This is a genomic window from Parageobacillus thermoglucosidasius (assembly GCF_001295365.1).
Taxonomy (GTDB): Bacteria; Bacillota; Bacilli; order Bacillales; family Anoxybacillaceae; genus Parageobacillus; species Parageobacillus thermoglucosidasius.
On record NZ_CP012712.1, the window covers coordinates 1,027,883 to 1,050,384 of the forward strand.

Genomic DNA, 22,502 nt, shown 5'->3' on the forward strand with positions numbered 1-22,502 from the left:
GAGAAGGGAGAGAACAGCATGGCAGTGAGAGAGTTCGATCCCTTTATAAGGAACGAAAGAGAAGAGAAGCTGGCTCGTTATGCGGAAGCGCTGGCAAGTCAAATTGCCGAAACGGCCCATGTATACGATGAAAGCGGGGCATTCCCGTTTGAACATTTTGATTTATTGCGCCAAGAAGGTTATTTAAAGTTGACAGTACCGAAACAATATGGCGGAGACGAGATTTCCTTGTACGAAACATTGCTTGTTCAGGAAAGGCTTGCGCGCGGGGATGGTTCAACTGCGCTTGCTGTTGGTTGGCATCTTCTTACTTTTTTAAATTTGCGCAGCGTCCGCCCTTGGAAGGAAGAAGTGTTTGCGCGGCTTTGCACAGCAGCAGTGAAAGAAGGAAAAATGCTGAATATCATTTCTTCCGAAAGAGAAACCGGCAATTTGGCAAGAGGCGGCATTCCTTCAACGATCGCAAAGCGCACATCAGGCGGTTATATGATCTCAGGAGTGAAATCATTTGCTTCGTTAGCGCCAATTCTCGATCATTTTACTATTACTGCTTATCTAGAAGACGAAGATAAAGTAGCAGAATTTTTAATTACAAAGAACGAAAACGTGAAGGTAATAGAATCATGGAATACGATTGGCATGAGAAGCACAGGGAGCCATGATATCGAATTAAATGATGTCTTTGTTCCGGAAGAGGCCTTACTATCACGCTTGGATGACAGCCACATTAACCGTTTTGTGGCAGACAGCCGCGCTTATTCACTGGAAGTACCGGCGGTTTATCTGGGAATTGCTTGGGCTGCAAGAGATTTTATTCTTGATTTTGCTGTTTCCAAATATTCTCGCAGTTTTGGCGGGGTCATTGCCGATATCCCGCACATCCGCGATAAAATCGGGCAAATTGAAATTTTGTTGAAGTCTTCACGGTATACGCTGTACGCGATTGCTGAGAAGTGGGAAAACAATCCAGAGCATAAAGATTGTTTTTCGGACGAAGTTAGCATGGCGAAATATCTCATATGCAACAATGCCATACGCATTGTTGAGCTCGCGATGCGCATTGCAGGAGGCCATGCATTATCAAAAAATCATAAATTAGAACGCCTTTTTCGCGACGTTCAGTGTGGACCGTTCCATCCGCCTCAAGACGATATGGTGATTCAGCAATTAGCAGATTCTGCACTGACAAAAGTGAAGAATAAAAAAGGAAAAACTATTTAGAACTGCCTTCCATACAAACGACAGACCATCGAAGCGGAACTGGCTTTTAGGCAAATCAGACATGACCAATAAATTTAATGATTTCGCTTATATAAATGTAAAAATTATCATTTACTGAAATAGGATGAAAGCTGGCGGCATAGGCAAGCCAGCTTTATTTTATTTTCAAAAAATGTTCATGATGTTTTAGGTCATCCATATGCGCGAGAAACCAAAAAACTAGGGATTGTTTTCTTCCAGCGAAAAACATTCTCTTCACCGTAATCGTTCCACACATGAAAAAGTTTATTCCGTAAGCAGGTTGTTTTCCAAGGAACTTTAATATGTTTAGCATGTCAGAATGATAGATAAGAAAAAAGTCCCTGTTGTCATCTGGAAAAACAGGAATATATCATGATTTATCCTTATTTTACCTATATTACCATTTAAATAGAAGGTATAAATAGGGGGGAGAAAATCAAAGTGGCGTCTTTATCGGAATCGATCGAACAAGAAGTGAAACGCAGGGGCTACGAGACGATGATGGATTATCTTAAGTCTTATCAGAGGAAGGTCGAAGAAACAATCGGGGAACTTCGGCTTCGGCATGGGGCTCGTGCATTTTATCATGTGAATGACGAGTATGTCCCTCATTGGCAGGGAGAGCCGGGGAAAGCGCATGAGCCGATATCCGGGAACTTGCGGCAAATGATGGATGCAACGGCAGACGGTCTTCTTCATGAAATAAGCAGGGAAATCGCCCAAATTCGTCGAAAGATAGAGGAACGGCAATGACGACGATTCGAGTCAAACCAGAAGAGTTGGAAACGGTAGCAAAGCATATCCCCGATGCAGAAGACGCCTGCCGGCGTGCGCGAACCTCTCTTTCTTGGACACTGCCTTCTTTAGCCATGGAGATTCCCGGCATTAGCACTGCTGCGATCGATAGTCTCAGAGATGAGCTGATTCATTGGCTCGACCGTTATGAGGAAAAGCTAAATGAAGCGGAAGAACTGCTGTATCGAACAGCCGCGGCAATGCGCCAAGCCGACCAAACGCTCGCCGACAATATGAAAGAATTCGGTTTGGAGCTTCTTGGCTAGTATGACTTGCAGCGATTGTTTGGAGAATACGACCCAATCACCGGAGAACGGATATCCGGATGGGGATGCCTGGTTGCGGGAGGAATGCTGCTGGCTTCGTTTATTCCTCCGGTCAAAGGGGCAGGGATCGCCGGCAAAGTGGGAATCAAAGGAGCGAAAGCAGCCGGGATAGCAGCGGATGTTTCGAAATGGATCTCAAAAACGAAAAACGTCCTCCATTATGATAAAATCAAATCGTTCTTCCAAACGATTTATCACCAAGTCATCAAAGGACCAATCACCGAAACGATCCGGTCGTTCAGAAAACAATGGAAGAACTTTCTCAAAAATGTTGGCTCTGTCCTACAGGGACCGCAGCCAGCCTTGGCAGGAATCGGCCCAGAATCTCGCGTATGGATGAGCGAAGCCAAGAAAGAAGTTAAAGAAACGACGATAAACATAATTGGCAAAACTGGGGATGAGGTAGTTAGTAAAGGTATTGATAATTTCGTTAAGGTAGATAAGAATAAAATAATACAGACAGCTACTGCACATAAAAAGGGTGGAGAAACGGTAGTAGGTCATGCTTTACAGAAACATGCAGGAAGAAATCCACATATTTGGGGGAAAGTAAAAGGAGGTCCTGCCCAAATAAATCAAATGGCATTAAAACATCTCCAAGAAATATTGAACGGAACAGGTGGATTTAAAAGAGTAAAAAATTCTAGGGGGATAGAGTTCCTTGAGAAAAAACTTCCTGATGGACGTGGGGTGCGTTTAAATCTTGATGGAACTTTTAAGGGCTTTATTGACCAGTAAAAGGGGTTAGCGATAATGGAAAACTTAGAGATTATATTATTGGATTTTAGGAAAGAGGAAATTGAAACTCTAATTCATGAAGAACTGAAATTATCTACCTTAAACATTAAGTCATCACATTTTTATGATTTTAATTCGGGAAAAGATATGGAATTTCCTCAAGTGAAAAATATGAAAGAGATATTATCACCAAAAGGAACGGGCAATATTGTTCTAGAACAATTGCAATTGGGAATAACATTAAAAAATGTGGTAATCGTTTTTTCCTTCGACGAGGAATGCGGAGATATCGTTTTTAACTTTCCAGAAAGCGAAATATTCATAGGTGATAAAAAGGAAGTTAAATCAAGGTTTGAAAAGTTAGTTAATTATCTAGTGAAATTAAAAATGAAATATAATATTCCTAAAGTTATAATAGGTTACGAACCTGCTGATGATGAGGATACAATGTTAATCGAACTTAGTGATAATGCGCTTAATTTGGAAAAAGTGTTAGAAAAAATACTTGATTAAGTCCTTTGAGCCTCAAGGAGTTCCTTGAGGCTCTTCTAGTATGGTCAGCCATGGAGTGTGGTCTATAGGGGAAAGTCCCAGCCCAGACTGCAAAGGCAAAAGTAGCAGTTAGTTTAACGCATGGGTGTCCATGGCAACATGGAATCTGAAGGGAGTGTTGTAAATTAGCATATTATTTGGGTTTCCTTTTTCAAATATACCTTACAAATCTGTTTCTTCTAGAGTTAGAATAGCTAATGGACATTTAGTACAGGCGACATACAAAAAACGACCTGATGGAACAATAAGAATAATATGATGCGTGGGTGAAATAACTATGAAGGAAAAGATAAAGCAATTAATAACATCGGGTGATTTTCAAAAAGCAAAAGAATATATTGAGAATGAAGATAGAAATACTTTAGAGCAAGTTGTACTTGAATTAGGATTTGATGAAGAGAGTATAAGTGCATATTCGTTTGTCTGTTATTTGATAAATAATAATGAAACTGCAGATTATCATTACTTAGCTTCAGAGTTATTAAGCACTGCATTGTGTCATTTACCAGACGCTTACGCAAGTGCATTATACCATGCTAAAAGAGCAGTTGAATTAAGTCCTGAAGATGTTAGCCTGAAAGAACATTTGTTGTTATTCTATGAAATTCCAGAAAAATTAATTAGTAAAGAAGAAGCTAAGGCAATTGCTCAAGAAATATTAAAGATAATAACGGATAATAAAATGGGAAAAAGTTGCAATTTTATCTGAACAAAGATGGCTGATGATGTTTGGATGTAGTGAGTCAATCCATATGAGCTGAAAACGGCAGTATCCATTATTCGAGGAACGGTGCACATATTGCCGGAAAGGCTGTAAAGTGGAGAGGAAGAAAATGGATGAATTTATCGAGGTGTTAAATCATTATCCCAATGGAACCAAATAAACAGCTGGCAGTACAACTATACACATCAAAGACAGAACGAAGAAGCGACCGAGGAATTTCAACATGGCACTCGCGAATTTTACCACGCGGATGGCGAGTATGTTCCGCACTGATAATAGAGTGGAAAGGTGGTTTGCGGATTAAAGGTTTATTAGACACTATTTAGAAACAGACAATGGGCTGGAATTAGAAGATGAGGACTATGATGAGTACTTTGCTTTTGCTTTAAAAATCTTGTCCGTTGAGGACAATCCGCATTGGCAGAAAAAAGCTGGGGAAAGCGCATGAGACGATATCTGTGAGCTTGCGGCAAATGATGGCTGCAACGGCAGACGGTCTTCTTCATGAAATAAGCAGGGAAATCGCTGAAATAGAGGAGCGGCAATGATAAGATTCAAGTCAAACCGGAAGAACTGGAAATAGTAGCGAAGCATATCCCCGATGGAGAAGACGCCTGCTGTCATGCGCGGACTTCACTTTCTTGGACACTGCCTTCTTTAGCCATGGAGATTCCTGGCATTAGCACTGCTGCGATCGATAGTCTCAAGGATGAGCTGATTCATTGGCTCCGCCGCTATGAAGAAAAGCTGAACGAAGCGGAAGGATTGCTGTATCGGACAGCCGCGGCAATGCGCCAGACAGACCAAACGATTGCTGATAACATTTTGGAGCTTCTTGGCTGATACGATGTACAGCGGTTATTGGAGAATGCGATCCCAAATCACCGGAGAACGGATATGCGGATGGGGATGCCTGGTTGCGGGAGGAATGCTGTTGGTTTCGGTTATTCCTCAGATCAAAGGATCAGGAATCGCTGGCAAAGAGGGAATCAAAGGGAGTTATCTTTCCAAATTAAGATGATTTTAAATTAATACATACTGCCCATTTGCCTGAACCATCATGATAGCGCGATAATGGCATAAAATCCTGTGATAAATAAGTCGTTTACAAAGTTAACGTGGGTGGAGTGTTTAGCTGGATGGTATACGTATCCCCAACTGTTTCCCTTTTATTATTGGTCATCAGGAAAATATTTGAAATTTTATAATCATTTTTCTTCAAAGATAATAGGGAGTCGTAGGAAAAGGAATGGGGGATTGTTAAGAATACTAGATAAACGCATAAGTTTGCCATCATATAGACATGAGAGTTTGTATCTTAACATAAGGATGGAAAATAGATGAAATCATATATGCTTGCATATTATACTTGTTCTTTATATTACAAAGGAGAATTTGATTAGTACGTTGAATTAAGATATTGGAAAGTCAGTTGCGGTAAAAATTATTTCGAGGAAACTTTAAAAAGGGGGACACCCGTTTATGGATAATTTAAAAAGCATTTTGCAAGAAAATGACGTTCAATTTGAAGTCATTCACCACGAAAGTCCAATCCATACGGCGCAGGAAGGTGCGGATTATTTTGGAATTGAAATAGGCCAGACAGCACCTACATTGGTTCTTAAGTCAGAAAAAGGTTATTTTGCGATGATTATTTCTGGAGGTCGAGGGCGTGTAAATTTGGAAGAAGTGTCAGAAATTCTGGGATGTAATCAATTAAAAATGGCAACTCCAAAAGAAGTCCAACAGATAACTGGATACACTGTTGGCAGTGTTCCGTTAGTAGGTCTTTCTTTGCCTTGTATAGTAGATAAAGAACTTTTTCGTTATCCGTTTATTTATGGAGGAACGGGAGAATCAACTTCGACACTAAAAATAGCACCTAACGCTTTGGAAAAGCTAAATCAAGTTGTTGCTTTATTAGACTAAAGCGTTGCTATCGGATAAATTACGCCGTTTTAGATATTTCGATAACCTTTGCAAACTGAAGATCAAAAGAAGATTGTAAAGATTAACAATGGAATAAGCGTTAAAAAGCAATTCAATTGGATATGTATAAAAAGGCAGAGACGGCTGATGCAGTCAATGCATCTATAGCTAACCTTTTGGGGACGAGCTTTTTACTGTCTATGCAAAACTTGCTCGTAAATCGGACATCAGCTTTCAAACATCAAGAATATTTACTATATTGCGGGAAGATACCGTGATTATTCAGAAACACCTTCATAGGTGTTTTTTTGTTTATGTATATAAAAAATATGGTTTATGAGAATTTGCTCAAATACAATTGTGTTTTAAAACAAATATAAAACAAACATAAAACATGAAAACAAAAAATAAATTTGACAAAAACATAAAAAATAAAATAAAAAACAACAATAAATATGTTTGTTTATGTTGACAACAAAAGGTGTATACGGTTACTATTTAATTGTAAATGTTTTGTTTGCTAGATAAAAAGAAACAAAGATTACAGTTGTTCATTCGGCCAAATAAAAATTGAAAGTAGTAATTTGTATTGGTTAATCTTTGTTTCCCACATCTATGATTATTTGTGAAAATATAAACATACTTGATTCGAATGGAGGTAGTAAAATGAGCAATGCGCATGTTTTTTATGTGCCAAGCACGAATTTGATGGGAAGAGGGTGTTTGGCGAAAGTTGGTCCGTTTATTAAAGAGTTTGGTTTTAAAAAAGCGTTGGTTGTAACCGATAAATTTCTGCATAAAAGCGGTATTGCTGGAAAGGTATTAGCGGTATTGGATGAAATAGGTGTTAACTACGTTGTTTATGATGATGTGAAACCAAATCCAACTACGAAAAACGTATATGCTGGTGCAGATCTTTTTAAAAAGAATGAATGTGATTTTTTAGTATCCGTTGGAGGTGGCTCGCCACAGGATACAGCGAAAGCGATTGGACTTTATGTAACAAACGGCGGCGATATCCGCGATTATGAAGGTGTAAACAAAACAAAAAATAAATCGGTTCCGATTGTAGCGGTAAATACAACAGCTGGAACATCCAGTGAATTTACAATCAACTATGTTATAACAGATGAAGAACGTAATGTAAAAATGGTTATGGTAGATAAGAATAGTTTAGTGACCATTTCTGTCAATGATCCCGAATTAATGGTAGATAAACCTGCTGCTTTAACTGCAGCGACAGGTATGGATGCGCTGACACATGCAATAGAAGCGGTTGTAACTCCAGGTTCATATACAGTTACCGATGCGACAGCGCTTGCAGCAATAGAAATTATTTTTAATTACCTCCCTAGAGCTGTAAAAAATGGTCACGACATTGAAGCGCGTGAACAAATGGCATACGCCATGTTTCTAGTTGGAATTGCCTTTAACAATGCAGGCCTCGGTATGGTTCATGCTATGGCCCATCAGCTTGGAGGAATGTACGATTTGCCCCACGGTGTATGCAACGCAATGCTTCTGCCGATTGTAGAGCGGGAAAATGCAAAGCGGGATCCAAGAAAATTCCGTGCGATTGCAAAGGCAGCAGGAATTGACGTAACAGGAAAAACAGATGAACAATGTGCAGAAGAAGTCATTGAAGCGATTAAAGCATTATCGAGAGAAATAGGTATTCCAAGCAAACTTTCAGAGCTTGGCGTTGATGAAGTGGATTTGGAAAAATTAGCAAATAATGCTCTTAAAGATGCGTGTGCACCAGGTAATCCATTTCAACCTACGAAAGAGGAAGTAATTTCTATGTTTAAAGAAATTTTATAAGGTTGAAATCTTCTTGTTATCGTTTCACCAATTTGTGTTTTGCTAGATTCATAGTAGCGTGTAATGAGTTGAAGGAGGAGATAAATCGGTGATCTATGTGGCGGTGGATATCGGTGCATCCAGTGGGCGTTTAGTGTTGGGGGGAATCAAGGATAATAAATTAAAAATCAAAGAAATACACAGGTTTTCTAATGGATTTACAGTGAAAGATGGCACTTGTTATTGGGATATTGACTATTTATTAAATGAAATTTTAAAAGGACTTCAGGTAGTAAAATCCTTGGGTTACGACCAATGTACGGTTGGAATTGATACATGGGCCGTTGATTACGTCTTATTGGATCAAAAAGGTAAGCGTTTACGAGAGGTTGTTTCTTATCGAGATGGAAGAACTAAACAAACGATTGAAAAAGTAACAAAATTAGTTTCAAAAGAAAAGATTTATAAAAAAACGGGAATTCAATTTTTACCTTTTAATACAATTTATCAGTTGTATGAAGAAGATCAAGAAAAGCTAAAAAACACAAATCAGATACTAATGGTTCCGGACTACTTAGGTTACTGTTTAACCGGTGTAGCTGTAACTGAAGTTACAAACGCTTCCACCACGCAATTGTTAAATTTAAATAGCAGAACATTTGATGACGAGCTACTTGATTTAATTTCCGTGAAAAGAGAGCAATTTGCGAGGCTGGTGGAACCAGGTACAGAGCTTGGTATGTTGAAAAAAGAATGGTTCTCTTCTTTCGATCTTCCGAATTGCAAAGTTATCACTGTTGCGACCCATGACACCGCATCCGCTGTCATTGGTACTCCAGGGTTTGGAGAAAATTGGGCTTATTTAAGCAGTGGAACATGGTCTTTGTTAGGAATTGAAAGCGCTGTTCCTATTGTGAACGAATTGGCGTTACAACACAATTATACAAATGAATGGGGCGCTTTTCAAACAATCCGCTTCTTAAAAAACATCATTGGAATGTGGATCATTCAAGAAGTTAGACGACATTTAGAACAAGACTATGATTTTGCACAATTTGTGGAAGAGGCTAAGAAAGTAAAAGGGTTCCATCAGTTCATTAATTTTAATGATGAACGGTTTATGAATCCTGCCAATATGATTGATGAAATTCAAACCTATTGCAAGGAAACCAATCAAAAAGTACCTGAAACCGTCGGTGAATTAGCTAATTGTATTTACAACAATTTAGCAATTATTTATGCAATTGCAATAGAAGAATTAGAAGAGATCACCGGAAAAACCATTGATCAGCTGCATATCGTTGGCGGAGGAGCCTACAATGAGCACTTGAATCAACTAACAGCAGATTTGAGTGGAAAAGTCGTCTATGCTGGCCCTACTGAAGCAACTGCTATTGGAAACCTGATTATGCAGATGATTGCGACAAAAGAAGTGAAAGATTTAGAGGCAGCTCGCCAGCTTATAAGAGATTCATTTGAAATTAAAAAATATACCCCAAATGAAATAAATCGCCAAGCTATTATTCAAAAATTTAAGGAGGTCGTTTTATATGATCACGTCAGAAGTACAGGAAGCTTATGAATTAGCCAAAAAGGCGTATGCTAAATACGGTATTGATACAGACCGAGTACTAGATCAATTAAAAAATATCAAGATTTCTTTACATTGTTGGCAAGGTGATGATGTTCGCGGGTTTATAAATAAAGACCAAGCGTTAACAGGAGGAATTGCGGTTACCGGAAATTATCCAGGTGCTGCTAGAACTCCAGATGAACTTCGTCAAGATTTAGAAAAAGCCTTTTCTTTAATTCCTGGAAAACATAAGTTAAATTTGCATGCCATTTATGTAGATACCGATGAAAAAATTGATTTTGATGAGATCGAGCCGCGCCATTATCAAAAATGGGTAGAATGGGCAAAAGAACAGGGGTTAGGTCTTGATTTCAATCCAACATGTTTTTCCCATCCAAAAGCAGATGATGGGTTTACATTAAGCCATCCTAATAAGGAAATTCGTGATTTTTGGATTGAACATTGTAAACGTTCCCGTAAAATCGGCGAATATTTCGGTAAGGAAACCGGGCAAACATGTGTAACTAATATTTGGATTCCTGATGGATACAAAGATATTCCAGTGGATCGCTTGGCACCAAGAAAGCGTCTGGAAGAGGCATTGGATGAAATTTTTGAAGAGGAAATCGATCCTAAATTTAACTTAGATGCGGTTGAAAGTAAGCTGTTTGGAATTGGTTCAGAAAGTTATGTTGTAGGTTCCCATGAATTTTATATAGGCTATGCACTGACTCGTAACAAACTCATTTGCTTGGATATGGGCCATTTCCATCCAACGGAAACCGTTTCAAATAAACTATCTGCTCTTTCTTTGTACAGCAATGGAATGTTGCTACATGTAAGTCGTCCTGTTCGTTGGGATAGTGACCATGTAGTCATTATGGATGATGAATTGCAGGAAATCGCACGGGAATTGGTTGTGAATAATTTACTTGAAAAAACGTATATTGGACTTGATTTCTTTGACGGTAGCATCAATCGCGTTGCTGCTTGGGTCATTGGAGCACGCAGTATGCTTAAAGCACTGCTTCGCGCCTTTTTAGAACCTATAGAACTGTTAAAAGAAATGGAATTAAAAGGTGACTATACCTCTCGTTTGGCATTAAGAGAAGAATTCAAATCCTATCCTTTCGGAGCTGTTTGGGATTACTATTGTGCTTCCCAAGGTGTGCCTGTTCGTGAGGAATGGTTGGCTGAAGTGAAAAATTATGAAAAAGAAGTGTTACTAAAAAGAATTTAGGTGGAGAGAAAATGACAGGAAAATTAGATATTTTAACAGCGGAGTTTACACAAGAAATGATGAAAACCACGGCAAATTTATATCGTTTAGGTTGGGATGAACGTAACGGTGGAAATATCAGTTATTTACTAAAAGAAGAAGAAGTAATCCCTTTTTTAGATATAAACCATGTTAAACGTACAATGCCAATACATTTTGATGCTTCTGCGCTAGCAGGAAAGTATTTTATTGTCACTGGTTCCGGTAAATATTTCAAAAATGTGATGGATAAGCCGGCAGAAAACCTTGGTGTCATTCGGGTAACCGAGGATGGCAAAGCGGTTGATGTTTTATGGGGGTTTGAGGATGGAGGAGGACCGACAAGTGAACTTCCTACACATTTTATGAGCCATATCGAACGCTTGAAAGCCGATCCTAATCACCGTGTAATCATTCATTGCCATGCAACGCATATTCTTGGGATGACATTTACTCATAGCTTGGATGAAAAGGCATTTACAAAAACATTATGGCAAATGTGTACAGAATGTATCGTTGTATTTCCAGAGGGTGTTGGAATCATTCCATGGATGGTTCCAGGAACTGACGCAATTGGAAAAGCGACGGCAGCGAAAATGAAGGATGTTCGCTTAGTGGTGTGGCCTCACCATGGAGTATTTGGTGCTGGCACTACAATGGACGAGGCATTCGGTTTAATTGAAACGGCTGAAAAAGCTGCACAAGTATATACAATTGTATGTGCACAAGGTGGGGTAAAACAAGCCATTACGGACCAACAATTACTAGAATTGGCAGATGCTTTTGGGGTTGTACCGAGACAAGGGATTTTGAACACCAAAAAATGATGAATCTATAAAGAATACAGAGGTGAATTAAGATGATTAGAAAAGCAAGTATCATGTTTGTAAATAAAGATAGTTATGAAGAATATAAGCGCCGTCACGATGAAATTTGGCCAGAGATGGTAACAGAACTTAAAGCCCATGGTGCACACAACTATTCGATTTTTCTCGATAAAGAAACAGGGAGATTATTTGCTTATTTAGAAATTGAAGATGAAAAATTGTGGGAGCAAATGGCAGAAACCGAAATATGTCAGAAATGGTGGAAGTACATGAAACCAATAATGAAGACCAATCCTGATAATAGTCCAGTATCTATTAATCTAGATGAAGTATTTCACTTAGAGTGAGTTTTAATAGTCATCTCCATCCATTCAACCTTTATGGATGGATGGAGCAAATGCGTATTTTATTGGACACTAAATATTGGAGGAGAGGAAATTATGGCGGATGGTGCGAAAGGTGGATTAAAAGCGACAATTACTGTAGCTATGTCAAACTACTTAGAAGCCGGTTCCATAGTTGCAGGCGCAGGGGGGCTTTCACTATGGGTAGAGTATTTAAAGTTAGATGATATTAAAGTCGGTTTACTTGGTGCGGTTAGTGCAAATGGTTTCGGATCAGCGGTTGGTGCTTTTATTGGCGGGATTTTAGTTGACAGGTTTGGAAGAAAATTTATTTATAAGTATGATCTTCTTGTTTATATGCTTGGTGTTTTATTGATAACGCTTTCTTTTAACTTCCCTATGTTATTATTAGGATATATTATAACAGGCTTAGCAGTAGGTGCGGGAATTCCAGCTGCCTGGACATATATATCAGAAGAGGCTCCTGCAAATGAACGAGCAGCACGTGTGGGATGGGGACAATTTGCTTGGTCGGTAGGTCCTGTCATTTCCTTGTTACTTTCTGTATTATTAGCTCCATTAGGGATTTTAGGAAGTAGGATCATTTTTGCCCAATTGTTTGTCGTTGCAGCCATTACCTGGATTATGCAACAACAAATTCGTGAATCTATGATATGGGAAGAGGAAAGGCAAAAACAAGCTGAACTTAAAGCTAAATATCAAATTTCCAAAAGTTCTACTAAAGAATTATTTACTATAAAAGCAAATCTGCATGCGATGATTTTATTGATTGGAATATATTGCTTCTGGAATTTAGTCGCCGGTGTTATGGGATATTTCATGCCATATATATATGAAAAAGTAGGCGGACTTACTGCAGCACAAGCTAATCTGTTACAAGCTTTCTTATGGATTTTAACGGTGGCTTCAACATATTTTGTATTTATTAAGTTAGGTGATAAAGTAAATCGCCGTGTACTTTATGGACTTGGTGCCTTAATGGAAATTGTTGCTTGGATCATTCTCTCATTTGCCGGCATGGGTAAAATTCAATTGATGCTCTTTGTTATCTTATGGGGTACTGCCGCAGGTTTTGGAGCTCAAGCATTCTATGCATTATGGGCCGGCGAGCTTTTCCATACGAAATATCGTGCTAAAGCCCAAGGATTTCTCTTCAGTGTTGCTCGTATAGCCGTTGGATTAATTTCACTAGTGGTTCCAACCATGATTACACAATTAGGATTTAAATTTGCTGGAACGGTTATGATTGGATTCCTGCTTATTGCTGCGATCATTGGAGTTGCCATGGCACCGGAGACGAGGGGGAAAACATTAAAAGAAATTCAACAAGAAAGATATGGTACTAACTACTAACGAGTTGTCTCACGGGATGCAACAGTCCATCAGAAGTTAAAATTTAAACCTTAAAAAGGGAATGACTCAGCATCACTCAGAGGTGAGGTTTTGGTCTTACTCCTGTCAAGCAGACAGTAATTAAAAAAGATGGCTGATTAAGCAGCCTGGTATTATCCCCTACAAGTAGACAGCGATTTGATATGATGTGCTTAAGAGTCTACTTGGGAGGGGATTTTTTATGGCGAAGAAAGTACAAACTTTTCACATCTATTCCGAAGAGCGGAAACGGGAAGTCGTTCGTTTGAAGTTGGAAGGGGCTGGTCTTATCGGCAGCTCCGCGAACATTTTGGAATCAAGAGCCCAGATGGCCAAATGGATCAAGAAAATTCAACGCGGTGAATCATTGAAAGATCAGCGGGGAGTGTGGAATCGCAAACATTTTTCCAGCTTGGAAAAGGAGAATGCGTACTGGAAAGTGCAGGTGGAATGGCTAAAAAGCGCATCCAAATTTACACGGGAAGGAGTTATCTTAAAATCGGAAAAGTTTCTCACTATGGATAAGTTACGGAAAAAACATCCATTTGCATGGTTATTCTGAATTGGCGAAGTTTCCAAAGATTGATACTACAAATGGCGCAAAAGCCGATCTAAAAGGGCATTACGTCTGGAAGCTGTTTTCCATCCGTAGAATGTCAAGGGCGTTATTTCTTTTTACAACCATAGTAGTTTCCGAGAAAAATGGAACGGCCTTTTCCCGGTGGAATATCGCGAAAAGACCGGAGCTTAATATAATTGTCTACTTGACAGGGTTATGTGCATTCAAAATAGTTTTCAATAAAAAATATTAGACTACCTTGCATAAAACCATTATTTCTGGTTGTTTATTTGGTTATAATAAAGATAATCAAATTAATACTGGTCGTGATTTAGGGGTTGATTAATTTGCTAGCCATTGAAAGACGACAAAAAATTATAGAAATCATTCAAAAAGATAAACGTGCGTTAGTGTCTGATTTAAGCAAAAGATTTAATGTAACTGAGGAAACCATTAGGAGAGATTTGGAGAAACTTGAGAAGGAAGGTATCGTTACACGTACATATGGCGGAGCCATTTTAAACCAACATACGAATGTGGATTTGCCTTTTGCAACGAGAAAAGATATCAACATACCAATAAAGCAAGAAATTGCGAAGAAAGCAATCAATTATATTGATGAGCGTGATTCATTGTTTGTTGATTCCAGTTCTACTTGCTTTGAACTCGTAAAATTGTTGGAAAACAACCGGATTGTAACTGTCATTACAAATTCAGCCAAAATTTTAAACGAGATCTCAAGTGATAGTCTACATATTATTTCAACAGGGGGTACACTAAGACCTTATTCGTCATCGCTTGTCGGTTCTATTCCACAAGAAACTGTAAAAAAATATAATACAGACTGGGCTATTTTAAGCTGTAAAGGGATAGATATGAATAGAGGAATTATGGACTCCAATGAACTTGACGCTGAGTTAAAAAAAGTAATGGTTCAACAAGCAAGTAAGACAATGATGCTTGTTGATCATACGAAATTTGACAAAGTTGCGTTTACAAGTTTCTTAGACTTTCAACAAATTGATTATTTAGTTACAGATAAAAAGCCATCTGATGAGTGGATAAAGTTTCTTCATGAGCAAAATGTTACGGTGATTTATTGATTTATGGATAAATTAAGAAAGAAGTAAAACAGTAGCGTGGCATAAAAATAAATTGAATCAGATTTTCTGATCATAGTTTTGAAAAAGAAGACAGTAACCCCAACTAAGGGCAGTCACTATCTATATTTGTTTTGCTATGTTCGGAGAAAAGAAACAATTGAACGAGTCTTTGCGGATATGAAAGAGAAGCATGGTCTGCATTAGACGGCCTGTCGGGTCCGGAAAAATTTTTAAGGCAGGCGATGCTTTTTTTTGTGTTGCCATGAATTTAAAAAAACTAGCCACATGGCTATGGAGGCGATTCCAGCCCTTTTTTCATCAAAATAGGGTTTAGATTAAGTGTCTGGATTTTAAGAAAGTGTTAAGCTTAAAAAGTCATTCGTATTTTTGAATAAAATGTTAAATAATATATGAAAATATTGAAATAACAGTTAATATTGATAAAATTTAAACAAACAACAAAAATTTACATTTTTCTTTAAAGGAGGTGCAGACGGTGATTAAAACAATCTACACTCTTGGCAGTAAATATTTAACAGAGGAAAAACCATCTATGATTCAAGCGATTACGTTGCCGATTGCAAAGTCAGATGGTGCAACCAAATATGTTGTGATTGTTGATTTTTCTATTGCGGAGAAAAAAATAAGGCTGACACCGAAAGAAATAGGAGCATCAACATCTTCAGAGTTGCTGTGGATTGGTACGGCGGATGGAGCCGCGAGCCCACAGTGGTATGGAACGGTGAGCAATGTCGAATATTTGCTTAGTCAAACGATCCCAAATCTCCTCGAACGCTGGGATCAGAAAGATTTTTACTATTCCCTCCTTAAGGAAGCACGCGATGTTTTTTTTCTGGATCTTGGCGCGGCAAAAAAATCGGATGAACGATACCGTTATGTTTTCAATCCGGCATATGTCAGCGGTGAGCTGACCGAAACAGAGGGGAAAAAGGCCGTTAAGGAAGTAGCGAAACAATTTCAAGCTTTTATGGAAAAAGAGGCTAATGTCAATATAAAGGATGTCCTTTTGTATTCCCTCGCCATTAATGGACAGCTCGTAGTTTCGCAGCCAGAATATGAACGGCTTGTTATCGCAGAAAAACTGAGCGTATTTGAAGATGCGAAAAAGGGAGTATGCGCCCTTACGAACAAAGAAGCCTTTGTTACTGGAGAAACGACAAAATTGAAGTTCAACTATTATATCAATGATAAAATCAGCTTTGCAAGCGATCTTGAGAAAAAATCATTCGTTAAAAACTTATCCATCAGCAAAGATGCCTATCAAGCGATTATGGCAGGAGAGGCATACATTCTCCGCCACTTCAATACTCGTTTCAGCGGCCTTCCTTGTTATATCATCCCAGACTTTCTATACGATGTGCCGTTTGCAAATGTCCCGCTTCAAGATATTAGTGAGCACATTCATCAGTTTGTCCGCACTGTCAAAACGGTTGAAACAGCGGAAGATTTGCATAGGGAAATAGAAGATTACAAAGAATTCGACGAACAAATGGACAACCATATTTCGTTGCATTTTCTTTTTTACACAAAAGCGCAGTCGGCTTTAAAGGTGAACAAGCTGTTATCCGATGTTCCGCTCACTCATTTGCGCCGGCTAAGTTTCGAAATGCGGAAAACGGGAGAAATCGGGCAACGCTTTTTTGGCAGCGAAAAATTTAATCTCGGCTTGGAACCGATCTACTACTTAATTCCGATGCGCGTTCAACGCGGGGAAAACTTTGAAAAACGCAAAATTTTGCAAGTATACGAGTCGCTTTTGACAAATAAATCGCTTTCATACCAATGGCTGATCACGCAATTTGTGCAGCTTGCCAAAGTGCATATGTATGCTAACTATAACCTTTATCAATATAGTAGCGACAAGGAAGAACCCAATGATTTTCGATTAGTGAATGCGATGGTGCGGGCACAATTGTTCTTAAAAATGTTGCAAAACCTTAACTTAATTAAGGAGGAAAGGGAGATGACAAAGGTAACATATGACTTGCTTGATGCCCACATGGTCGAATATATGGAAACCATGAATTATAACGTCGCGCAAAGCTCTCTATTTTTGCTTGGATATTTAATTGCGAAGATTGGCGCTGAACAAGTTCGGAGAACAAAAGCACGTGCAGAAGCGCTTGGACAAGCCTGGGGGGGCAAAACGGTAAATAAGCCGATTTTATCAAAAATTAATTATCATGGCATGAATAAGCAAAGGCTGATGTTACTTTCACACGAGGTATTTGACAAGCTGAGACAACTGAAAATCGCTTCTTTGCAAAATGAGACTGTTTATATAGAACATAAACGTCTTTTTGATTTAGCGTTGCAGGAAAAATGGAATTTATCCGATCGTGAAAGCGTTTTTTATTTGTTGTCCGGCTACGCATATGGCACAAAGCGGATTTTAAACAGCAGCAAAAAGGATAATTCCGATCCTGATTTTGAAAATGAAGAGTAAAGCATTGCGAATGGCAAAGAAGAAGAGATTCCCTCAATTTATTTGGAGGAATATCAAAAAGCCCAATCCCGTATAAAGTGAGGGAAACTCTTCCTTCCAAATAAATGGTCAAGGCGTGATCAATAAACTGCAAAATTTACTAATATATGAGGAGGAATGAAAATGAATAATAGCGATATTTTATTCCTTTATGATGCAAAGTTAACAAACCCAAACGGCGATATTGATGAAGAAAACCGCCCGCGCATGGATTACGAACGCTCGTTAAACTTAGTGAGCGATGTCCGTTTGAAACGGTATATCCGTGACTACTTAGAACAGATCGGTCACGAAATTTTTGTCGGCAAAGTCGATGGGGAAACGGTTAACGCAACGGAACGAATGAAACGTTTGTTCGAGAAGTACGACGGCAAGGTGAACATTAATAAGTTATCAAAAGAACAACAAAACTGGATGCTTGATCAATTTATTGATGTCCGTATGTTCGGCGCGACAATGCCGATTAAGTCAGAGGATAAAGGAAGCTCCATGACGTTTACTGGTCCGATTCAGTTTAACTGGGGTTATTCGTTAAATAAAGTGACGCTTGTTGAGTCGGCAAGCATTACGTCGCATTTCGGTTCCGATGATAAAAATGACGGAGGCAATATCGGTAAAGATTATCGCGTCTATTATTCATTTTTGGCGTTTCATGGCGTTATAAGCGGCCATCGTGCGGCACATACGAGGTTGACGGAAGAAGATATCCACTTGTTTGATCAGGCGGTTGTGAAAGCAATTCCGTTGAGCGCAACCCGCAGCAAAGTCGGGCAATATCCGCGTTTGTATGTGCGTGTCGAATATCACTCTCCTGAATTTATTGCCGGCGATTTGCGGGATTTAGTGCATTTAGAAGAAACAGAAGGGCTGCGCAGCATTTCCGAAGTTACTTTGCATGTTGATGCACTTGTGAATAAACTTTTGGAAGTAAATGTTGAAATTGCCCGCATCCATTATTGGCAAGATTCTAATTTAACGCTGAACTATGAAGGGCAAAAAGGCTTGTTGGCAGATCTTCTTCCATCCGAGTTGGCGGATAAACTCGTTTCTGTATTGTAAAAAGGGTGACGTTTATGAAGATGCTTATTTTTGACCTTATCGGGAAGATGGGGCATTTCCGGAAAATCGATACGAACTCCTCTTCCTTGTCATATGCTTTTCCCCCGAGGACGACGATTGTTGGAATGATCGCTGGTATTTTAGGAATGGAGCGCGACAGTTATTATGAAGTATTTTCGCCGGACCAATGCCAAATTGCGATATCTGTGCGCACGCCGATTCGCAAAGTGATGCAAACAGTCAATTATATGTTTGTCAAATCCAAAGCCCATTTAAACAATAGCGGAGGACATACGCAAATTCCGCTTGAATTTGTGCTTCCCGGGGGAGAAGAAGCCAATTTGCGGTATCGCATTTATTTTTCCCACTCCGACCGCTCTGTTTATGAAAGCGTGAAAGAGCGAATACAATCGGGACGGTACGTTTATCCGCCGTATTTAGGGCTTTCTGAATTACTCGGGCAGTTGCAATGGGTCGCCGAAGCAGAGGGAATGTTAAAAGAAAGCAATGATTTGGTGCCGATTCATTCTGTTGTGCGAATCCCTGATTTGCGCGAGCGATCGATCCAATTTTCAAGAGATACCCGCTTTTTAAAAGAATTTATGACACGCCAGTTTACAAATGAGCGAATGATTCAAGAAACAGACTATTACTTGTTTGAACAATCGCGGCAATTAATCGCTGTTCCGGCTGTACCATATATAGCCGTTGCTTATGGTGAAGCAAAAGAAAACATTTTATGGATGTAGGCAGCGGCGGTTTTACCGCTGCTTTTTTAGGGGGTGAAGCAGTATGTATTTGTCTCATAATAATCCAGACAAGAAATTGACTGTACATTTAAAGGAAGTATACGAATACTCGCAAGATATGCTTAAGCATGTGCCGCTGTCTGACGAAAACCGGGATATGCTCGAATATATAAGCAAAATTGTTGCGGTGGCGCACGATTTCGGTAAATATTTATCATACTTTCAGGATTATTTACGGACTGGAGAGACAAATGGCGACTTGCATCATCACTCTTTTATTTCCGCCGTATTTGCCGCCCATCTTTTGCGCCATCCGGCGAATTTAAATGCTTCGTGGTCTGAATTTGCCCCGTTATTAGGCTATTTCGTCGTTATGCATCATCATGGGAATTTACGCGATATTTCCTTAGATGTAACAAAATCGCGCCATATTGCGGAAAATACCGTACAAGATTCACTATATTACCGAGTCAATACATTAAAACAGCAAATCGATGATATAAAGAACCATGCTTCTGCGATTGTGGAAGATTTATCTCCTTTATGGGATGAACTGTCCATTCCATTGTCTCTTTCAGCAGAACTGCACAGCTTCCTTCAAAATTATGAAAAAGCGTTCGATGAGGTATACCGCCAATATTATTTGATCGATAAACGAAGAAAACAAGAATTGACGAGGGAACTTTATTATTATGTGCTATTGCTATATTCTGTGCTTATTGATGCCGACAAATTATCGGCGGCTAACATCGAACGAAAACCGCGCGTTCACATTCCAGCACATCTTGTCGACCAGTACCGCGAAACGAATTTTGATGTGAACGTGACAGAAGGAACGAACGGGTGGCGCAACCGGATGTACAACGTAGTGATGGAACGAATAGAGGAACTTTTTAAAACAAAACCAGAACAGCGATTGTTCACATTAACGGCGCCGACTGGAGCGGGAAAAACGCTGCTGTCTCTTTCTGTGGCATTAAAATGGCGCGAGCAAACAGAACGACAGCATGGATATACCCCAAAAATTATTTACGCTCTGCCGTTTACAAGCGTTATCGATCAAAATGAAAAAGTAATCCGTGATTTGTTAAGCCAGTTGGATGATTTTCATGCAAATGAGCAGCGGTATTTAGTTAAGCATCACCACTTATCTGCGTTTCAATACAAAACTGAAAACGAGGAACTGCCTCTCCGCAAAGCATTGTTGCTGACGGAAAGCTGGGAGGCCGAGCTGATTGTCACGACATTTGTGCAATTGTTTCATACACTGATTGGCTATGAAAACCGCGCGTTAAAAAAATTCCATCAAATTGCCGGAAGCATTATCATTCTCGACGAAATTCAAAACGTGCCGATGGAATATTGGCCTTTGTTGCGTTCCGTGTTGTACAAAATGGCAGAATTGTTTTCCTGTAAAATTTTGTTGTTAACAGCAACGCAGCCGCTGATTTTTCCGGAAGGGGAAACGGTGGAACTTTTGGAGTCGGAAATGGTAAAGCCAATTGACTTTTTTAAAGAAATGGAACGGGTCGAGCTTCATTGGCTAGGAGGGGATAAAGGCGCATACAGTCCCGAAGAATGGATGGAACTGTTTCAAAACCGTTTTGAAGATGGAAAAACTTATTTGGCGATTTTTAACACAATTAAAACATCGATTGAAATTTATGAAGGGATAAAAGAATGGCTAAAAGAACGCGGTTATGATGTCATCTACCTTTCTACAAATATTGTGCCTTGTGAGCGGAAACGCCGCATTGAACAAGTCAGACAGCTTTTAAAAGAGAAGAAGAAAGTCGTTGTTATTTCAACGCAAGTTGTCGAAGCAGGAGTCGATGTTGATTTTGATGTGGTATATCGCGACTTAGGACCTATTGATTCCATTGTCCAAGCGGCGGGGCGCTGCAATCGTAACGGAAAGTTACATGAACTTGGTAAGGTGTATATAACGCCAATAGAGCGAGAGGGAAAGTTAGAATCACAATATGTGTATAAGGGTGTTCATACAAATATAGCGAAGGAAGTGCTACCGAAAACACCGGTATCTGAGCATCAATTTTTTGATATCATTATGCAATATTTTACTGAAGTGCGCGGCAGAAAATCGTTCGATGCTTCCGATGGGATTATAAGTGCGATGGAAGAACTAAAATTTGATGCAAAAGATAAGTCGGGAAGCAAAAATAAGCCCAGATATGTATCGGAATTTCAATTGATTGAAAACGCGCATCAAGCAGTGGATGTGTTTGTCGAAGTAGATGATCAAGCGATGGACATTTGGCAGCAATATATTCAGCAGGTGATTGAGGAGAAAGATTTCGAAACACGGTTCGAGAACTATTTGCGCCTGAAAAAAGACGTGCGCCAATATGTCATTTCCGCCCCGATTAAACTTGTAAAGAATCTGGATCGGGATTTATACGAAAAAACGAGAATGATTCATTTATCCAACGATATACTAAACCAATATTACAACAGCGAATATGGACTTATTCGCACAAGTGAGATGGTGGATGCATGGATTATGTAATGGATGTCAATGGAACGCATATTTGGTACTACTTCATCTGCAAGCGCGAAGTTTGGCTGATTGCCCATCAGATCGCCGCCGACCAAGAGGACGATAACCTTGAAATTGGCCGTTTTATCTCGGAAACAAGCTATCAGCGCCAGAAAAAAGAACTACTTATCGGCAATATAAAAGTGGACCGGATTCGCCGCGAAGGGGATACGCTTGTTGTCGGTGAAGTGAAGAAGTCGTCAACCTATGAAAAAAGCGCTTATTATCAATTGTTGTTCTATCTTGATACATTGCGGAAAATGGGCATTGAGGCAAAAGGGGAGCTTTTGTTCCCAAAAGAAAAGAAAGTAACGAAAGTGGAATGGACAGAAGAAGGAAAACGGGTATTGGAAGAGGCGGTTGCTGACATCCGCCGCATTGCCCGCTTGCCTGTCCCGCCAGAGCCGAAGAAAATCGGGTTTTGCCGAAGCTGTGCCTATCGTGAATATTGCTTTGCGGAGGAATAATC

General features: G+C 39.4%; 17 protein-coding genes and 5 pseudogenes. All 22 read left to right on the forward strand.

From position 1 onward, the window contains the following. Window positions 1-18 precede the first annotated feature (18 nt). The 22 genes and pseudogenes from AOT13_RS05075 to cas4 all read left to right on the forward strand — a co-directional run bounded on the left by AOT13_RS05075 (window position 19) and on the right by cas4 (window position 22,500). Window positions 19-1,221, forward strand: a complete 1,203-nt coding sequence (locus AOT13_RS05075) for an acyl-CoA dehydrogenase family protein (protein WP_042383946.1) — start codon at window positions 19-21, stop codon at window positions 1,219-1,221. Between the two features lie 462 nt (window positions 1,222-1,683). Continuing rightward, window positions 1,684-1,995, forward strand: coding sequence for a hypothetical protein (locus AOT13_RS05080; protein WP_042383943.1), 312 nt, complete (start codon window positions 1,684-1,686; stop codon window positions 1,993-1,995). Next, window positions 1,992-3,101, forward strand: a pseudogene (locus AOT13_RS05085) (pre-toxin TG domain-containing protein). Before AOT13_RS05080 ends, AOT13_RS05085 begins: the two are co-directional and overlap by 4 nt. 15 nt (window positions 3,102-3,116) lie before the next feature. Next, window positions 3,117-3,614 (forward strand): hypothetical protein, encoded by a 498-nt coding sequence (locus AOT13_RS05090; protein ID WP_013401707.1) that lies wholly within the window; start codon window positions 3,117-3,119, stop codon window positions 3,612-3,614. Window positions 3,615-3,930: 316 nt separating this feature from the next. Continuing rightward, the gene (locus AOT13_RS05095) at window positions 3,931-4,362 is read left to right on the forward strand and encodes a hypothetical protein (protein ID WP_013401706.1); all 432 of its coding nucleotides are present in this window, start codon (window positions 3,931-3,933) and stop codon (window positions 4,360-4,362) included. Window positions 4,363-4,774: 412 nt separating this feature from the next. Then, window positions 4,775-4,925, forward strand: a pseudogene (locus tag AOT13_RS21365) (DUF5082 domain-containing protein); the annotation flags it as partial. A gap of 4 nt (window positions 4,926-4,929) precedes the next feature. Further along, a pseudogene (locus tag AOT13_RS05100) lies at window positions 4,930-5,377 on the forward strand (pre-toxin TG domain-containing protein); the annotation flags it as partial. Between the two features lie 482 nt (window positions 5,378-5,859). Next, window positions 5,860-6,306 (forward strand): aminoacyl-tRNA deacylase, encoded by a 447-nt coding sequence (locus tag AOT13_RS05105; protein ID WP_003253181.1) that lies wholly within the window; start codon window positions 5,860-5,862, stop codon window positions 6,304-6,306. A gap of 666 nt (window positions 6,307-6,972) precedes the next feature. Further along, window positions 6,973-8,127, forward strand: coding sequence for an iron-containing alcohol dehydrogenase (locus AOT13_RS05110; RefSeq protein ID WP_003253180.1), 1,155 nt, complete (start codon window positions 6,973-6,975; stop codon window positions 8,125-8,127). Window positions 8,128-8,215: 88 nt separating this feature from the next. Next, window positions 8,216-9,688, forward strand: a complete 1,473-nt coding sequence (gene rhaB, locus AOT13_RS05115; RefSeq protein ID WP_042383941.1) for a rhamnulokinase — start codon at window positions 8,216-8,218, stop codon at window positions 9,686-9,688. Beyond that, window positions 9,657-10,919 carry an L-rhamnose isomerase gene (rhaA, locus tag AOT13_RS05120; RefSeq protein WP_003253176.1) on the forward strand — a complete coding sequence of 421 codons (1,263 nt, stop codon included), beginning with the start codon at window positions 9,657-9,659 and terminating at the stop codon, window positions 10,917-10,919. The genes rhaB and rhaA overlap by 32 nt, the downstream gene beginning before the upstream one ends. Window positions 10,920-10,930: 11 nt before the next feature. Further along, window positions 10,931-11,764 carry a rhamnulose-1-phosphate aldolase gene (rhaD, locus tag AOT13_RS05125; protein WP_013401703.1) on the forward strand — a complete coding sequence of 278 codons (834 nt, stop codon included), beginning with the start codon at window positions 10,931-10,933 and terminating at the stop codon, window positions 11,762-11,764. A gap of 32 nt (window positions 11,765-11,796) precedes the next feature. After that, a complete protein-coding gene (gene rhaM / locus AOT13_RS05130) occupies window positions 11,797-12,111 on the forward strand; it encodes an L-rhamnose mutarotase (RefSeq protein WP_003253173.1) in 315 nt (104 codons plus the stop codon). 93 nt (window positions 12,112-12,204) lie between these two features. Further along, window positions 12,205-13,482, forward strand: coding sequence for an MFS transporter (locus AOT13_RS05135; protein ID WP_013877553.1), 1,278 nt, complete (start codon window positions 12,205-12,207; stop codon window positions 13,480-13,482). A gap of 220 nt (window positions 13,483-13,702) precedes the next feature. Beyond that, a pseudogene (locus tag AOT13_RS05140) lies at window positions 13,703-14,083 on the forward strand (helix-turn-helix domain-containing protein); the annotation flags it as partial. Window positions 14,084-14,406: 323 nt separating this feature from the next. Continuing rightward, the gene (locus tag AOT13_RS05150; protein ID WP_003253168.1) at window positions 14,407-15,162 is read left to right on the forward strand and encodes a DeoR/GlpR family DNA-binding transcription regulator; all 756 of its coding nucleotides are present in this window, start codon (window positions 14,407-14,409) and stop codon (window positions 15,160-15,162) included. A 135-nt stretch (window positions 15,163-15,297) separates the two neighbouring features. After that, window positions 15,298-15,496, forward strand: a pseudogene (locus AOT13_RS19890) (transposase); the annotation flags it as partial. 162 nt (window positions 15,497-15,658) lie between these two features. After that, window positions 15,659-17,629, forward strand: coding sequence for a TIGR02556 family CRISPR-associated protein (locus tag AOT13_RS05155; protein ID WP_042383938.1), 1,971 nt, complete (start codon window positions 15,659-15,661; stop codon window positions 17,627-17,629). Between the two features lie 162 nt (window positions 17,630-17,791). Beyond that, the gene (cas7b, locus tag AOT13_RS05160) at window positions 17,792-18,727 is read left to right on the forward strand and encodes a type I-B CRISPR-associated protein Cas7/Csh2 (protein WP_042383936.1); all 936 of its coding nucleotides are present in this window, start codon (window positions 17,792-17,794) and stop codon (window positions 18,725-18,727) included. Window positions 18,728-18,741: 14 nt separating this feature from the next. Next, a complete protein-coding gene (gene cas5b, locus AOT13_RS05165; protein ID WP_013401699.1) occupies window positions 18,742-19,476 on the forward strand; it encodes a type I-B CRISPR-associated protein Cas5b in 735 nt (244 codons plus the stop codon). 43 nt (window positions 19,477-19,519) lie between these two features. Further along, window positions 19,520-22,003: a CRISPR-associated helicase/endonuclease Cas3 gene (locus AOT13_RS05170; protein ID WP_042383933.1), complete on the forward strand. Its 2,484-nt coding sequence runs from the start codon at window positions 19,520-19,522 to the stop codon at window positions 22,001-22,003. Continuing rightward, a complete protein-coding gene (gene cas4, locus AOT13_RS05175; RefSeq protein WP_003253161.1) occupies window positions 21,991-22,500 on the forward strand; it encodes a CRISPR-associated protein Cas4 in 510 nt (169 codons plus the stop codon). Before AOT13_RS05170 ends, cas4 begins: the two co-directional genes overlap by 13 nt. Window positions 22,501-22,502 lie beyond the last annotated feature (2 nt).

Bases quoted from the DNA above. Each gene is read 5' to 3' on its own strand.
- AOT13_RS05075 (WP_042383946.1), top strand. From the start codon at position 19: ATGGCAGTGAGAGAGTTCGATCCCTTTATAAGGAACGAAAGAGAAGAG.
- AOT13_RS05090 (WP_013401707.1), top strand. From the start codon at position 3,117: ATGGAAAACTTAGAGATTATATTATTGGATTTTAGGAAAGAGGAAATT.
- AOT13_RS05095 (WP_013401706.1), top strand. From the start codon at position 3,931: ATGAAGGAAAAGATAAAGCAATTAATAACATCGGGTGATTTTCAAAAA.
- AOT13_RS05105 (WP_003253181.1), top strand. From the start codon at position 5,860: ATGGATAATTTAAAAAGCATTTTGCAAGAAAATGACGTTCAATTTGAA.
- AOT13_RS05110 (WP_003253180.1), top strand. From the start codon at position 6,973: ATGAGCAATGCGCATGTTTTTTATGTGCCAAGCACGAATTTGATGGGA.
- rhaA (WP_003253176.1), top strand. From the start codon at position 9,657: ATGATCACGTCAGAAGTACAGGAAGCTTATGAATTAGCCAAAAAGGCG.
- rhaD (WP_013401703.1), top strand. From the start codon at position 10,931: ATGACAGGAAAATTAGATATTTTAACAGCGGAGTTTACACAAGAAATG.
- rhaM (WP_003253173.1), top strand. From the start codon at position 11,797: ATGATTAGAAAAGCAAGTATCATGTTTGTAAATAAAGATAGTTATGAA.
- AOT13_RS05135 (WP_013877553.1), top strand. From the start codon at position 12,205: ATGGCGGATGGTGCGAAAGGTGGATTAAAAGCGACAATTACTGTAGCT.
- cas7b (WP_042383936.1), top strand. From the start codon at position 17,792: ATGAATAATAGCGATATTTTATTCCTTTATGATGCAAAGTTAACAAAC.
- cas5b (WP_013401699.1), top strand. From the start codon at position 18,742: ATGAAGATGCTTATTTTTGACCTTATCGGGAAGATGGGGCATTTCCGG.
- AOT13_RS05170 (WP_042383933.1), top strand. From the start codon at position 19,520: ATGTATTTGTCTCATAATAATCCAGACAAGAAATTGACTGTACATTTA.
- cas4 (WP_003253161.1), top strand. From the start codon at position 21,991: ATGGATTATGTAATGGATGTCAATGGAACGCATATTTGGTACTACTTC.